This is a genomic window from Streptomyces sp. NPDC058751, assembly GCF_042746485.1.
Taxonomy (GTDB): Bacteria; Actinomycetota; Actinomycetes; order Streptomycetales; family Streptomycetaceae; genus Streptomyces.
The window spans coordinates 126,982-140,442 of the sequence record NZ_JBHYPZ010000022.1 but is presented as its reverse complement, the minus strand read 5'-3'; the positions used below and the strand labels follow the sequence as shown (position 1 = coordinate 140,442).

Here is a 13,461-nt window from a genome sequence, read left to right as displayed (position 1 = left end):
GTCAGCCCGCCCCCTTGCGGATACCTCATGTCGTCGGCATACCGCAGGGATCACGAAACGTCAGCTACTGCGACACCACGCTTTGAAGGTCAGTAATGACTTAATTCTGATGTGGCTATCGGTGAATGCATTGGGGGCCAGGGCCTTGCTTGAGGCCGAGGGCGAAGCTGCCGACCCCGCCGGTGCTGTCGGGCAGGAAGGACGTGTAGCCGTTGCCGGAGAAGATTTCTGGTCCCGAGCGGGTCTCGAGTCCCACGGTCGGCTGGGTCTGATAGCTGAGCCAACGAGGGGTGCGCTGTAGTGCTGTTGGCGGCGTTCCCGGCGCGCACTGTTCACCGCACGGCTTCGTGACCGCTCGGCATCGCCCGGTCTTCATCGAGCTTGGTCTGGCGTCAAGCGGGATCCATGGCACTGCCGACCGCGCGACCGATGCGTTCGCGGATCTCGGCTGCGGGGACGTACGAGAGGGCCTGCTCCAGATACTTGGCGGCGACAGAGAACTGGTCCGCCTGCTGGCGCAGATGGGTGTCGAGAAAGAGGGCGACGGCGCCTGTGACACCGTGCCGCGCCTGCCGTGTGTATAGCACGGTGAGGGAGAAGGCCCAGCATGCGTGTAGGAAGCCGTAGACGGGGCGAGAAGTTTCCCGCCAGGGGGAGAAGAAGGTGACGTCGGTGGGAAGGGCTACGTCATGCGTGGCCAGGGCGTCGTTGAGCCAGTTGTGGGCGGCCTCGTGGATCAGGTCACGGGCCAAGACCTCGGGGTGGGCGGTGTAGTCGGTGAAGACAGTGCCGGGGAGGCGGGTGAGGGCCCAGCTGTGGAGGGTCTCGTCGAGCTGGCGGCGGTTGAGTAGGCAGATGACGGGGGCGTGCTGGATGAGCAGTGTGCCGAAGCCGTGTTCGGCGGCGGAGGCGAGAGCGGCACGAACGAGGGACTGGGCTTCAGGTGGGGTGAGGGCGGTGTCGGGGCCGACGAGGTAGTACGCGGTTTCGGAGATCTCCGAGCGGAGCAGTTCCGCGGGGCACGGGCTGAGCACGATGTGCTGGTCGGTTGACAGGTGGGTCAGGTCTCGCACCGACGTACGGCGGTACCAGGCGAGGCGGTCCGAGTCCCGTGCGCGCGCGGTGTGTTCGGCGCCTTCGAGCAGGTGGTGGGCCACGGCGTAGTCGAGGGCGGACGAGCCGAGGTGGTTGCCGAGCACGGAGGCGATACGGCTGGTTCTGCGGCGCTGGTGGTCGGCGATGCCGTCGAGGGTGATCAGGGCTTCTGCGGTGAGAGCGCTCATTAGGGGCTCCAGAGGGGAACGGGGCCGGGCCCGGCTGAGCCCGGCCCCGGTGGAGGTCAGGGTGTGGTGGGCTCGCTGGCGCCGGTGTCTGGCGTGATGGCCAGCCAGGACTCGGTGGCCGCGTTGGAGGTGTGTGCGGTGGTGCGCACGGGGTCGCTGTCGCGCAGGGACGCGACCGCCTCCAGGAACTCGTCAAACGTCTTGTCGTCTGCCACTGCTCGCTCTCTCCTTCGGTCGGTGCGGTGGGTTGGGATGAAGGACGAGTGCGGGAGGGCGGGCCGCGGGGCCGGTTCATGGGCGCATGGCCCCCTACTCGGAGACGAAGTGCGTGAGGAACTTGCGAACGCGGCCGACGCGGACCGGTTCTGTGCCGTGGATGAGCTGGCTGCCGAAGACCACGAGAGTTCCGGGATCGGGTGTGACGCTCCATCGCGTGCGGGGCATGGCGCGGAACCAGGGAGAGGACATGTCCGCCCCGTCGTGCGCGAAGCGCATCCCCTGGGCGTACCCCGACCCGGTCGGCGCCTTGTCGGTGGTCCAGACGGCGTCGTTGCCCGTGGTCTCCACGTAGAACGCACCGCCGGTGTCCCAGGTGTCCGTGAGCGTGACCGTCGCGGCGGCGATCTGGCGGGGACGGGTGAGTGGGTCGGGAGCGATGCCGTCGACGTGAGGAGTGATGTACTGCCCGGTGCCGTACTCCAGATAGAACCAGGGCCGGTGGCCTGTGACCGACGGCAGCGTGCGCGTGACGGCGGCCATGTGGAGCTTCAGGGCCCGGTCGAGGCGGGCGGTCGCTTCGACTGGGATCTCGCTCATCTCGATCCGGCCGGCCGGTTCGTAGACGTCCTGCGCCTCGGTGGGGGAGTGGCCGGGGATCTCATGGATGGTGGTGCGGCGGTCCGTGCCGTAACGGTCGCGTACAAAGGGGCCTAGCGCGTTGTCCATGACGAGGGAGAGGTGCTGGATCTCCTCCGGCTTGAGGAAGCCCTCCAGGGTGTGGGCGGACAGCGTCTCGGAGATGTGGATCACTGCTGTCCTCCCTCGCCGGCATCGGCTTCGGTCGCGCAGGCGCACGGGGTGGACGGCGGGGCGGAAGACGTCGCGGCCAGGGCCTCCGTGAGGACGCGTACGGCCTGGTCCAGGCTCCCGAAGTATGCGGTGGGCGTGGTGTCGGCAGCGGGCACGAGACGGAGGTCGAGTGTCGGATGCACCCGGCCGGTGGTGCGGCAACCAAGTTCGCTGCGCCCGAGGACCAGCGCATACGCCTTCGGGAGTGCAGGCTCGGCCAGCCCGGCGGCACGGCACAGGCGCCCCGCTGTTCGTGCGTACTCGACGCGGTCGCGCGGCAGGATGCCAACCGACAGGAATCGGGGCTCGGCTCCGGGGACGCCGTCGTACCCGTGACCCTGGCAGCTGTCGTAGGTGACGGCGTTCCAGCCCGAGGTGAGCGCGTCGACGACCGGGCGGACGCCGGGCTCGATGCCCTCAGGCCACTGGGGGTGGCGAGGGTCGAGATCGTCTGCCTCGTGCACGCCGGGGAGGCCGACCGTGTTGATGTTGCCGTGGGTGCTGACCTGCAGGTGCGCGGGTGGGCGGGGCGCGGCAGGGTCGTCCCACCGGGTCAGGAACGCCGCGACGTGGTGCATGTCGTTGGGGCTGATGGGGCGCCACCGCAGTCGGGCGCAGGGGGTGCCGGGCTGGAGGTCCGGTTGAGCAAGGAGGGCGGCAACGCCGTCGATCAGGCGCATGCGGTGGTCGCAGTACGCGTCTTCGTTGCCGGAGGCGGCGAAGCGGAGTCGGACTGCCGGGCAGCCCGCGCCGCAGGTGTCGCGGTAGTTGCAGGTCGTGCACTTCGTGACCAGGGAGCGTGCCTGCTGAAGCAAGGGAGAGCCGCCCTGGGCGCTGGCCACGTCCGCCTCGGTGTGGACATCGCCGAGGGAGGCGAGGCCGGCCTGCGGCCAGGGCAGCTCGTCACAGCTTCCCAGACGGTCATCGGGATAGAGGGTGAGGACGTGGTCGCACTTCAAGTCGGAGAAGTGACAGGAACGGGTCCCCAAACCCTTCAGACGGCGGATGACGGAGACGACGGGCTCCAGCTTGACGCGGCGGAACACGCCGTCGGCGACCCAGTGGTGGGCGGCCTCCAACACGAAGTCGGCGTACTGACGAGGCGTGACGGCCCAGGCCGGGCCGGTGGGGCCGATGGCCCGTCGCTGGAGAGCCCGACTGGTCGGCGCACGGGATCCGACCACCGTGGTCGACCGGGTGACCGCCGCGTCGAAGCACGGCACAAGGCTGACCGTCGTCACGGCGGCAAAGGAGGCGAGGTGCTCCATGACCTCGGAGGCCCGGCCGAGGACGTAGGGGGTGACGGCGCAGATGACGCCGACGCTGCGTTCCCGACGGCCGAGGAGCTCCAAGGCTTCGACCACTCGGGGGTAGGTGGGGCGGCCGTCGTAACCGACGCGCCACGAGTTCCCGAGTGCGTCCCCGTCGAGGGAGATGCCGATCTCCAGCTCCGGGCAGTGCCGCTCGAACAGGTCCAGCCAGGCGTCGTCGAGCTGGAGGCCGTTGGTCTGGAGGCTCACGCGGATGACGTTCGGCTGTGCGGCGAGCGCGTCCAGGATCTCCGCGATCCGTTCCCGGCCTGCGGTCAGGGGTTCCCCGCCGTGGAGTTCGACGCTGAGTGGACGCCCGGAGAAGATCGAGCCGAGGCGATGGACCTGTTCCGTGCTGATACGGGCGCCGCCCGGTGACTCCTTGCGCTTCTCGAAGCAGTACAGGCAGTCGATGTCGCAGGTCTCTCCCCGCAGCTTGAGGATGACGGAGACCGCCGTGTCCGACCCGGTGCTCGACATTGAGGCGTAGAGACTCTCCAGGTCCGTGGGGGCGGTGCGGGTGACGGGCATCAGAGACCTCCCGAGGAGGAGAGGCGCGGTCTACGCGCCATCGGTGGAGACCGTGGACAGCCACCCGAGAAGCTGTCCGCCGGTGATGGGGATGTGGACGTCGCTGCGGCGAAGGAACCATCCGTCGGCGTACCGCTGGGGCAGCCAGCCGACGTCATGGGCACCACCCAGGTCGGGAGGCTTCTGCAGCGGGTCGTCGACGGGCCAGCAGTCCAGGAGCGCCCTGGTCACGCGTCGCTGAACCGGACGGAACCACTCCCACGTTTCCGTGCGGGGCGGGGCGATCGGCGGATGGAATGGAGCGCTGGCAAGCAGCGGCAGCCACTTGTCGCCCAGGACTGGGTGGCCGGCCGCCGCGCAGCCGAGCGCGGCAAGACAGGTCTCCAGCTTCCGGCACACGACGCCAGCCGATTCGGCCAGGCCGTCCTCGACGAGGCCGGTCAGGTCCTCGGCGAGACTCGCCGCGACCTCGGCCTGGTCGGCTACCGCCCAGCGTCGGTAGCCCTGGCGCTCCCCGGGATCGAGTACCGGATCCCAGCGTCCGGAGCCGTACGAGAGAGCGGTGCGCAGACACATGAGGTCGTGCATCGAGGCCCGTACTCGGCGGAACGATCCGAGGTCGTCGCGGCGGACGTCGAAGGAGCGGAGCAGGTGACGGAGTTCCTGCGCCCGCTGCGGCGCCGCTGCCTGGAGGTCGACACGGACGCCGTCCACGATGCGCGACTCCCACGCCGGAAGGGTGCCGTCCACAATGCCACGCAGGTCGACGTCGCTCGCCGCGTGAGCGAAGCCGCAGGCGAGGGCTCCCTCCAGCCAGACCTCACGGGCCTCACCGGATGCGAGCAGCGCCTGGGCGACTCTGTCGGCGATCTCCCGGCGCCGTTGTGCCGATGGGTTCACCCGTGGCCTCCTTCGATCAGGGTCTTGTCGTCGGCGGTGATCTCTCTGAGGAGATCGATGGCCCATCGGTCGAGCGCGCCGCGCACGTCGGACCGCTGGGCGCCGATGTGAGGTGAGGCCAGGAGGTTGAGCGGAGTCGTGGAGCCGGTGAGGAGCGGAAGATGCTCCCGCTCGACCGGATCGAGTGCGAGGCCCGAGAGCCTCCCGTCCGCCAGTGCCCGCAGGCAGGCGGCGACGTCGAGGGTCTCCAGCCGCCCTGCGCAGATGAGCAGGGGCCGATGCGGAGACACACGTGCCAGGAACTCCTTGCCGATGAACTGCCGGGTCCTGGCACGCAGCGGCAGCGCGACCACGTGCACCTGCGACTGCTCCAAGAGCGCCGCCTGCGACAGCTCCCGCAGACCGGAGGGATTCGACGGCCATGCGGCGTAGGCCGTGCGCCCAACATGTGGAGCGAGGGTCTGGCCGGCGGCCAGACCTACCGGGCCCGCGTCCCAGACGCCTGCGGCCAGGGTGCCGAGCGACACTCCCATGCACGCCTCCTTCTCGTGGCGACCGAGCTGAAGCGCGTGCTGCCCCAAGGGGATCCGCCGGGCCAGGGCGAGGGCAGCGGCGAGGACCCACTCGCCCACGGCGCCCGCGCCAGCCTCGGCGTTGCGGTGCAGAGTGATGCCACGGTGCCGAAGGGCGCTCACGTCGATGTGGTCGATGCCGGAGCCGGTGCGTACGACGTGCCGGAGGCGGGGGAGCGCGTCGAGCTCCCGCTCGTCGAGTCGGACGCCTGAACGCAGGACGACCACGGTCGTGTCGGCGGGCAGAGGCGAGTTCAGGTCCAGCAAGTCGTGCACAAGAACGCCGGGCAGTGCGCGGCGGATCGCTCCCGAGTCCGCCGCTCCGCGCACCACGAGGACTGCGCTCATCCGAGAGACTCCGACTTCTCGTACCGGCCGAAGGCGAGATCAGCCTCGCCGACGACGACGGTCACGGGCGACGGCGTGCCGAAGTACGCGTCGCAGGCGCGCTTCACCCCCGGGAGCCCGTTCCAGGCTCGCGGATTGACCGCCGTGTCCGCGTAGTCGTCGACGAGCAACACCCCCGTCGGCACCAAGCGGGTGACGCAGTGCGTGAGCCCCGTGAGGGTCGAGTCGTAGAAGTCGCCGTCCAGGTAGGCGAACGCGATCTCGTCGGGCAGCTCCTTGAAAAGGGTCTCCTCGAACCATCCCGGATGGATGACCGGCGCTGGCCTGCCCCAGGGCGCGTGCGTGGCGCGCACGTCGTCCGGGGACGACGGGAGCTCTCCCGCCGCCAGATGGTCCGAGTCCTCGGCGCCGGGCGCGGGCATGCCCTGGAAGGAGTCGTAGACGTGGATCTCACGGTCGCGGTCGCCCAGCGAGTCGAGCACGCTACGGATCCACAGGGCCATCGCGCCTCTGTAGCAGCCGAGTTCGACCACGGCTCCTGGTAGACCGCGGGCGGTCATGTCAGCGAGTTCGTCGGCGATCACGTGGAGCCGGTCGGCACAGACCGTCCCTGGGTGCTCCCGCAGTAGCCACTCCCGCAGATCCTTCAACGTCGAGTCCATGAAGGTCACCACCTATCCACGAAGGGGTCGGCGAGTTCCCCGCTCAACGCCGCAGAGAGCGGGCGATTGATCCGGGGCAGCAGGTACACGTCGCTCAGACGTTCCAGCGGAACCCACTCGAAGCCCACCTGGATGGGGTCCGGAGGTTCCGGCATGCGCGGCTCGGCGTCGTCCACCTGCTCGGCGAGGAAGTTGAACTGAACCTTCTGTACGTCCCCGAATTCGCTTTGCCACGACTCGGGGACGTACTCGACAACGCACAGCAAACGCCGGGCCACGACCTGGAGGCCGGTCTCCTGCGCGACCTTGCGGTTCACGGCCTGGCGCAGGTCTTCACCGACCCGGGCCTTGCCACCCGGGAGGTTGTAGTGGAACCCGGCCTCGTCGTCGTACGACAGCAGCAGGACGGCGCCGTCGCGCACGATCGCCGCCTTCACGGAGACACTGATCCGAGGCAGCTCGGGTGTCAGAGGCACGACAGCGCTTCCGGCTCGCCGACGCGCATCAGGTCGCCGATCTCCGCCAGAGACCCCGCGACGCCGGAGCGGAAACTCCCTCCGCGTCGAAACTGACGCGCGGCTGTGCGCATACCCGCGAGGGCGGCACGGCTGAGCTGGTTCGCGTAGATGCAGAGACTGAAGCCGGCCTCGCCGAGTTCGGTGGCGCTCAGGTCAGGGAACGCTGTGGGCACGCTGACCAGCGGCACGTCGTGGCTCCACGCACGTCCGATGTCCCGCGCCTGATCACCGGTTGTGTCCTTGGAGTGGATGAGTAGCGCATCCGCCCCGGCCTCGGCGTACGCCTCGGCGCGGGCGATCGCCGTGGCCATGTCCTCCCCGGCGATCAGGGCCTCGGTGCGGGCCACGACCACGAGGCCGTCACCGGCGACCTTCCGTATACGCCCTACCTGCTCGCACAGAAGGTCCCGGTCGGCGAGAGTCTGCGCCCGGTGGGCAGCGAAGCTGTTGCACTTCGGGTACGCGCTGTCCTCGACACACACCGCAGCGGCTCCGGCGCGCATCAGGTCGTACGCGAACCGCTCCGCAGTGCGTCCCGAGCCGCCCGCGTTGTCGATGTCCACGACGACGGGCAGTTCGGTGACACGGCCTAACGAGGCGACCGCGTCGGACAGGTCCCGGGGACCCAGGACGTTGGCGTCAGGCAGCCCGGAGGCCGCCGACACCTCCAGACCGCTCACCCAAAGGGCGTCGAAGCCCGCCTCCACTGCGACGTGCGCGGCGAGCGCGTTCACCGCACCGATCGCCAGGAGCGGGTGCTTCCGCTTGATGTCGGCGAGGGCCTCACGCAGACGCGTCGCCTTCGTGCCGTCAGTCATGGGTCTCTCCTCCTTCCGAGTGGGCGGCGAGCGACGGCACCAGTTGCCGTTCGCGCAGTACGTCCCAGGCTGCGAGTAGCACCTCGGACCGGGGCCGGCGGGCGTCCAGGCGGACCACGTCGCCGAGGAGCGGGAACTCGTCGGGCTTCGTGACCACGGCCTCGTAGGTCTCGCGAACCCGGCTCTGGACGTCGTGCACGTCCCAGTCGGCCCGGACGGCGTCACCCTGGCGGGCCTGCGCCCGGCTCATCGAGGCGTCGGTCTCCAGGTCCAAGACGAGCGTGAGATCGGGGGCAACGATGAGGTGCGCGGCCAGCGTCTCGTACGTCTCCGACGCCCTCATGCCGTGCTTCACGGCGAAGAAGGCCAGCTCACTGAGAAGCCAGCGATCCGCGATCACGGGCCGGGCCGGCCGCTGGAGGAGCACGAGGCGATCCAGCGTGGCCCGCTTGTCCGCCGCGATTGCGGACAGGTAGGCGTCACGGTTCCCGGCGTTCGGCTGGTACTTGCCGGTGACGATGGCAGCGGCCTGGTCGGCGGCAAGGAAGTTGGTGGTGAGCACGCACAGCGGGGTGACGCCGTAGAGCCCCTCCCAGAGCCGGAACAGGCCCTTGCGCAGCGTCGTCTTGCCTGTGCCGTCGAGCCCCTCGATGACGATGAACGGATAGCGGTGGTTCATTCGACCTGCCCTGCCCCGGTGCCGCCGGCGTACTTGGTGAATCGACCTCGCCAGCGGGCCGTGGTGGACACCAGGTCCACGAGCCGGAGCTCCGCCAACTCGTCGACGAGGCGGGGCAGCTCGGGCTCGACGCAGACGCCGACCTCGATGGCCCGGCAGTACGTGGCGCGGAGGGCCGGGTCGTCGTCGGAGCCGCGCAGCGCCGTCTCCAGCACCCGCATGGCCATGCCGTGGGCCACGACGCTCACCGCGGTGCCCAGGGCCTGCTCATGGAGCGGGCCCGGGTGCGGCTCCAGCGTGATGTGGTGCACCCCGCGGTGGCGGATGACCGCGAAGAAGCCCACCCACCACGCGGCGGCGGCGCTGACGGCGGTCACGGCGTCGGACCAGGCTGCCCCGGACTGCTCCGCGAGGATGTTCTGGGCAGCGGTGTCGGCGGCGCGGTGAAGTGCCCCGTGCCGGTTCCGCGACTCCGCTCCGTGCCGTTGGGGCAACTCCCACCAGAAGCCGAGCCTGGCGCCCTCCAGCAGCGCCATCGCGGACTCGTTGCCTGCCGACAGCGGAGACGGGCGCTGGGCCAGCACGGAGACATCGGCGCCCGGCACGTCCGGCAGCGCCTTCTCCTCGGCGACGGCAGTCCGCCATTCGTCGAGATGGAGATGGAGCCGCTGGGTCAGCAGCCCGTCCGCCAGCGTCTGCCAGGCATGGGCCAGCGGCGGCGAACCGGGAGGCCCGGGCGGCAGGGTCAAGGAGGTCACAGGTCGGATCCTCACGTCCGGGGAGTCGCGGCACGCGGCTCCGGTCGGTGGTGCTCCACCACGATGGCCGCCACGAAGGCCCACGCCTATGAGTGTTTATGAGCCCTGCCAGCGGAACGTGTCCCGGTGGTCGCAGAGCGAGGGAGAATGCCGACCATGGTCGACAGCGGACAGCGGCGGTGCACGCGCTGCGGTGCCCTTCTCAGCCGCTTCAACGCCGGTACTCGATGTGCCTCGTGCCAGGACGGGTCGGCCGCCCGACGGGCCGACCCGGCCTTCTGGCGGGATCCGACGGTCCGGCGAGCCGTGGCCGAGTGGGAACTCGGTACCGTCGTCAAACTGTTCAGGAAGCACACGGGCCTCTCCCAGGCCGGCGTGGCGCGGATGGTCAGCATCGACCAGGCCGAGGTCAGCAGACTGGAACGCGGTCTCAAACAGATCCGCGACCGACGGCAGTTCGTCCAGTGGACCGATGCGCTGGGAGTTCCGGAGGAGTTGTTCGGGCTCCTGCCCACCGCCGATCCGCACACGCTGGACGCTACGGGCCGCCCGGGAACGGCGGACACCGGAGCCCGTGGGTACGCAGCGTTGCTGGAAGGGCCGGGCCAGCTTCTCTTACCCGCCGGCCGGTCCGTCTCGACGACGGCGCTTCCCGTGCTGACGCTTCCCGCGGCCTCCTTCCTCGGGGACAACTTGAGACTCGACTCCCGCCCGGAGCTGGATGCGTGGCGCACCATGCCGATGCGCGCGCTCGTCGTTGCGAACCGCACGGTGGACGGGGCGGCACGGCAGTTCGTCACCGACGCCCGACCGAGCGGCGTACGCGCCACGGCCTCCGAACCGGTCGACATACCCGCCGCGTACGAACTGGACGACCTGACCTACGGCATCCTGTGGGCCGTGTCGGGATTCGAGGCGGCACTACTCGGCGACGACCAGCCCCTGCACACGTCGCTGGCGTCGCTCGCCGTTTCCCCAGGCGCGCCGATCGTCGCCGACCAGGGACTGACCGAAGTCTCCCGGATGCTCATGGGCTCGGAGACCGCGGCCCGGTACATCCTGGGCAACCGTGACCACCTGGGCGATGCACCCGTCTTCTGGACCAGGGAACAGCGTGGTGAGGAGGCCGCCACCTGGCTGTTCTTCCGGCACAAGTACCGCTACCTCGAACAAACGGCCCCCCGACGTCCGGGCGGCACCAGCGGCCGGGGATTCTGCGTCCCCGAGACGGCAATCGCTTCCTCGCCAGCGTACGAGCGCGTTCTGCTGTTCCTCGCCATCGCGCTCATGGAGTCCTTCGGCATCCGCACCTGGGTGACCGACGACGGAGGCTTCGCACATACCGACGGTTTCGCCCTCTCTCCAGGGCGCCGGGCTGTCATCGCCTCTTGGGTAAGGACCGAGGGAGCGTCCCACCTCGCGGTCACGGCGCGGCCGGGAGCCCTGCGGACTTTCGCCGATGTGACCGGCCACGTCAGCCACCACTCGGCCACAGCGGCTGAGCAGGCCGGACAGCGCCTCGCAGCGACGGCGCAGTATCTCGGCCTCGACGCCTCCTGGCTCGGTCGCCGGTGCGCCCAGTTGTCGGCCGTCGGCACGGAGCGGCTCGCCCGGCCGCGCAGTCGGCTGCTCGGCCTCGAAGGGCTGGAGGCTGCCTGCCGGTTCGTGGCCGAGCAGCTAGTGATCATCCCGCGTACCCGTACGGCGCTGACCCGATAGCCTGCGTGAACCACTCGTGAGGCCGCGCTCGGCGGCGTCCGGACAGGGGAGCAGGGGATATGACGGAGTCGGTCAGGAACGTGGCGGTCTTCTCCCTCGGCGGCACGATCGCCATGATCACCGATCCCACCACCGGAGGAGTCGTACCCGCGCTTTCGGCCCACGAACTCCTCGCCGCAGTACCTGCTCTGGCCACGAGCGGCATCGGCCTCAAGGTGCGGGACTTCCGACGTCTGCCCGGCGCTTCCCTGACCTTCGATGACCTCACCGCACTGTCGGTCGCGATCACGGCGGAGCTGGAGGCTGGTGAAGTCGACGGCGTCGTCATCACCCAGGGCACCGACACCATCGAGGAGACGGCCTTCCTGCTCGACCTCTACCACGGCCACGAGCAGCCGGTCGTCGTCACTGGCGCGATGCGCAATCCCACCCTTCCTGGCGCCGACGGCCCGGCCAACATCCACGCCGCTGTCCTGGCCGCCGCCGACCCCGGCCTGCGGCGTGCCGGCTGCCTCGTCGTACTCGGCGACGAGATCCACTCGGCACGGACCGTCCGCAAATCCCACACCACCAGCCCCGCCGCCTTCACCTCACCAGCAAGCGGCCCGATCGCGCGGATCGCGGAGAACCGGGTGCAGATGGTGGGCGGCCTGCCATCCCGCGGACCGCTGGTCGGCGCCCCCGACCGTGAGGCGCGCGTCGGGCTCTACACCGTCACCCTTGGCGACGACGGCACCTTGCTCGACCTGTGGGACGGCAACTGCGACGGACTCGTGGTCGCGGCCTTCGGCGTCGGCCACGTCCCGGAGCGCCTCGTCGAAGGACTCACCAAGCTCGCGTCCCGCATCCCCGTGGTTCTCGCCTCCCGCATCGGCAACGGACCCGTCCTGTCCGACACATACGGCTTTCCAGGCTCTGAGAAGGACCTCCTCGGACGAGGACTCATCGGCGCCGGAGACCTCAGCCCGTACCATGCGCGGCTCCTCCTCCACGCTCTGCTTGCCCATGGCGCCGACGGAGCGACGGTCCGCGAGACCTTCACCACCGCCTCCGCCCGCTGATCCCACCTCATCAGGAGACACCCGCCCATGCGTGCTCACGAGCTGACCGTCGGCCGTACCTTCGGCGTCACCTTCGACCACGGGGAGGACTTCTTCGAGGCGCTGTCCACCTTCTGCCGGGACAACGGCGTACGGCAGGGCTACATCCCCTCGTTCATCGGAGCCTTCGCGGAGGCAGAGATCGTGGGTGCATGCGAGAAGCTCGCGGACCCGGACGCACCGGTCTGGGCAAAGACGTACGTCACCAACGTCGAGGCGTTCGGCGCGGGCACGCTCGCCCACGACCCGGCCACCGGCGGGATACTTCCGCACATCCACGTCTCCGCCGGCCTGAAGGCCCAGTCGGCCGACGGCAGGACTAGCCATCTCCTCAGCGCCAAGGTCCAGTTCCTCAGCGAGCTGTTGATCGTGGAGGTCACATCGCCCACCATGACCCGGCCCCGGAACCCCGACCTCTACGACGTTCCGCTGCTCACGTTCGGCTGACCGGAAGGAGCCGGCGAAGCCAGGGGTGGTTGGGCGTGATCACCTTGACGGCGTTCGCCAGCCAGGCGCGTGCCGGAGCGTCGAGCAGCGGCAGCACCGCTTCGAAGTCGGTCTCGTCCTTGTCCCGGGTCGCCTTTGCCTTGTAGAAGAGCTGTACCTCGGGCACGAGATACGGGATGCCCGCCTCGCTTGTCCGCCCGAGTCGGTTGATCGGGAGCCGGATCTCTGGGGTGCGCCGCGAGACCCACTGGGTGCCCTCGGCCTCGTCGAGCATGAGCTGAACCGACCAGGGCGCCTTGGATGTGCGGCGACACCAGATGTCGTGGAGCGGCGGCCGAAGGACCTCTCCAGGACGCCATGGTCGCAACTCCCCCTGGCCGGGCGGATCCGCCACGTGCAGGTCCCAGTCGGCCAGCAGTTCATGTACGAGGGCCTGGTCACGCCGGAGGACGAGGACGTCGAGATCGCCGTGCGCGCGCAGCTCGCGGCCGACCGCGAGTTCGATCGCGTAGCCACCGGCGATCCACCACGGGAAGTCCGCCTTGGCAAAGACCATGGCCACATCCTCGGGGCGCTCCGGCACCCAGCGTCCCAACACGTCAGCACTCACCCGCCCATACTCCCAGTGATCCAGACGGGCGGGAGCGAAGGCCGACGGCGGGTCGGCGGTCTCGCTGACCCCTCGCGCTCATAAATGCCCATGAGCACCATGAGCACCGGCGGCCATCGTTGAGTGCGTGACTTGCGA

Annotated in this window: 15 protein-coding genes; 3 read left to right on the top strand and 12 right to left on the bottom strand. The window is 69.6% G+C overall.

Translation table 11 applies throughout. The features are described from left to right. Nucleotides 1-392: 392 nt before the first annotated feature. The 11 genes from ACFW6B_RS21550 to ACFW6B_RS21500 form a co-directional block, all read right to left on the bottom strand. Nucleotides 393-1,283, bottom strand: coding sequence for an aKG-HExxH-type peptide beta-hydroxylase (locus ACFW6B_RS21550; protein WP_386598086.1), 891 nt, complete (start codon nucleotides 1,281-1,283; stop codon nucleotides 393-395). A 56-nt stretch (nucleotides 1,284-1,339) separates the two neighbouring features. Next, nucleotides 1,340-1,498 (bottom strand): hypothetical protein, encoded by a 159-nt coding sequence (locus ACFW6B_RS21545; RefSeq protein WP_386598085.1) that lies wholly within the window; start codon nucleotides 1,496-1,498, stop codon nucleotides 1,340-1,342. A 94-nt stretch (nucleotides 1,499-1,592) separates the two neighbouring features. Beyond that, a complete protein-coding gene (locus ACFW6B_RS21540) occupies nucleotides 1,593-2,312 on the bottom strand; it encodes a 2OG-Fe(II) oxygenase (protein WP_386598084.1) in 720 nt (239 codons plus the stop codon). After that, nucleotides 2,309-4,192 (bottom strand): radical SAM protein, encoded by a 1,884-nt coding sequence (locus ACFW6B_RS21535; protein WP_386598083.1) that lies wholly within the window; start codon nucleotides 4,190-4,192, stop codon nucleotides 2,309-2,311. Before ACFW6B_RS21535 ends, ACFW6B_RS21540 begins: the two co-directional genes overlap by 4 nt. Before the next feature lie 30 nt (nucleotides 4,193-4,222). Further along, nucleotides 4,223-5,092: a hypothetical protein gene (locus ACFW6B_RS21530; RefSeq protein WP_386598082.1), complete on the bottom strand. Its 870-nt coding sequence runs from the start codon at nucleotides 5,090-5,092 to the stop codon at nucleotides 4,223-4,225. Then, nucleotides 5,089-6,012 carry an NAD(P)-dependent oxidoreductase gene (locus ACFW6B_RS21525; protein ID WP_386598081.1) on the bottom strand — a complete coding sequence of 308 codons (924 nt, stop codon included), beginning with the start codon at nucleotides 6,010-6,012 and terminating at the stop codon, nucleotides 5,089-5,091. The genes ACFW6B_RS21530 and ACFW6B_RS21525 overlap by 4 nt, the downstream gene beginning before the upstream one ends. After that, nucleotides 6,009-6,674, bottom strand: a complete 666-nt coding sequence (locus ACFW6B_RS21520) for a TylF/MycF/NovP-related O-methyltransferase (RefSeq protein WP_386598080.1) — start codon at nucleotides 6,672-6,674, stop codon at nucleotides 6,009-6,011. The genes ACFW6B_RS21525 and ACFW6B_RS21520 overlap by 4 nt, the downstream gene beginning before the upstream one ends. 5 nt (nucleotides 6,675-6,679) lie before the next feature. Next, the gene (locus ACFW6B_RS21515; protein ID WP_386598079.1) at nucleotides 6,680-7,111 is read right to left on the bottom strand and encodes an NUDIX domain-containing protein; all 432 of its coding nucleotides are present in this window, start codon (nucleotides 7,109-7,111) and stop codon (nucleotides 6,680-6,682) included. Nucleotides 7,112-7,140: 29 nt separating this feature from the next. Continuing rightward, nucleotides 7,141-8,010 (bottom strand): isocitrate lyase/phosphoenolpyruvate mutase family protein, encoded by an 870-nt coding sequence (locus ACFW6B_RS21510; protein ID WP_386598077.1) that lies wholly within the window; start codon nucleotides 8,008-8,010, stop codon nucleotides 7,141-7,143. After that, on the bottom strand, nucleotides 8,003-8,689 hold the full coding sequence (locus ACFW6B_RS21505; protein ID WP_151474422.1) for a dTMP kinase: 687 nt from the start codon (nucleotides 8,687-8,689) through the stop codon (nucleotides 8,003-8,005). The genes ACFW6B_RS21510 and ACFW6B_RS21505 overlap by 8 nt, the downstream gene beginning before the upstream one ends. After that, the gene (locus ACFW6B_RS21500) at nucleotides 8,686-9,447 is read right to left on the bottom strand and encodes a hypothetical protein (protein WP_225861001.1); all 762 of its coding nucleotides are present in this window, start codon (nucleotides 9,445-9,447) and stop codon (nucleotides 8,686-8,688) included. The genes ACFW6B_RS21505 and ACFW6B_RS21500 overlap by 4 nt, the downstream gene beginning before the upstream one ends. A gap of 306 nt (nucleotides 9,448-9,753) precedes the next feature. Between ACFW6B_RS21500 and ACFW6B_RS21495 the strand changes: the two genes are divergently transcribed. The 3 genes from ACFW6B_RS21495 to ACFW6B_RS21485 are packed head-to-tail and all read left to right on the top strand — an operon-like array spanning nucleotide 9,754 to nucleotide 12,713. Continuing rightward, nucleotides 9,754-11,166, top strand: coding sequence for a helix-turn-helix domain-containing protein (locus ACFW6B_RS21495; protein ID WP_386598076.1), 1,413 nt, complete (start codon nucleotides 9,754-9,756; stop codon nucleotides 11,164-11,166). Between the two features lie 59 nt (nucleotides 11,167-11,225). Beyond that, a complete protein-coding gene (locus ACFW6B_RS21490) occupies nucleotides 11,226-12,227 on the top strand; it encodes an asparaginase (RefSeq protein ID WP_386598075.1) in 1,002 nt (333 codons plus the stop codon). A 27-nt stretch (nucleotides 12,228-12,254) separates the two neighbouring features. Continuing rightward, on the top strand, nucleotides 12,255-12,713 hold the full coding sequence (locus ACFW6B_RS21485) for a PPC domain-containing DNA-binding protein (protein ID WP_009311896.1): 459 nt from the start codon (nucleotides 12,255-12,257) through the stop codon (nucleotides 12,711-12,713). On the opposite strand, the gene ACFW6B_RS21480 is transcribed toward ACFW6B_RS21485, so the two are convergent. Beyond that, the gene (locus ACFW6B_RS21480; RefSeq protein WP_386598073.1) at nucleotides 12,700-13,269 is read right to left on the bottom strand and encodes a nucleotidyltransferase domain-containing protein; all 570 of its coding nucleotides are present in this window, start codon (nucleotides 13,267-13,269) and stop codon (nucleotides 12,700-12,702) included. The genes ACFW6B_RS21485 and ACFW6B_RS21480 overlap by 14 nt on opposite strands. Nucleotides 13,270-13,461: the final 192 nt, after the last annotated feature.

Coding starts and splice junctions, on each gene's coding strand:
- ACFW6B_RS21550 (WP_386598086.1), bottom strand. CDS start 1,283: ATGAGCGCTCTCACCGCAGAAGCCCTGATCACCCTCGACGGCATCGCC.
- ACFW6B_RS21535 (WP_386598083.1), bottom strand. CDS start 4,192: ATGCCCGTCACCCGCACCGCCCCCACGGACCTGGAGAGTCTCTACGCC.
- ACFW6B_RS21525 (WP_386598081.1), bottom strand. CDS start 6,012: ATGAGCGCAGTCCTCGTGGTGCGCGGAGCGGCGGACTCGGGAGCGATC.
- ACFW6B_RS21520 (WP_386598080.1), bottom strand. CDS start 6,674: ATGGACTCGACGTTGAAGGATCTGCGGGAGTGGCTACTGCGGGAGCAC.
- ACFW6B_RS21510 (WP_386598077.1), bottom strand. CDS start 8,010: ATGACTGACGGCACGAAGGCGACGCGTCTGCGTGAGGCCCTCGCCGAC.
- ACFW6B_RS21505 (WP_151474422.1), bottom strand. CDS start 8,689: ATGAACCACCGCTATCCGTTCATCGTCATCGAGGGGCTCGACGGCACA.
- ACFW6B_RS21490 (WP_386598075.1), top strand. CDS start 11,226: ATGACGGAGTCGGTCAGGAACGTGGCGGTCTTCTCCCTCGGCGGCACG.
- ACFW6B_RS21485 (WP_009311896.1), top strand. CDS start 12,255: ATGCGTGCTCACGAGCTGACCGTCGGCCGTACCTTCGGCGTCACCTTC.
- ACFW6B_RS21480 (WP_386598073.1), bottom strand. CDS start 13,269: ATGGTCTTTGCCAAGGCGGACTTCCCGTGGTGGATCGCCGGTGGCTAC.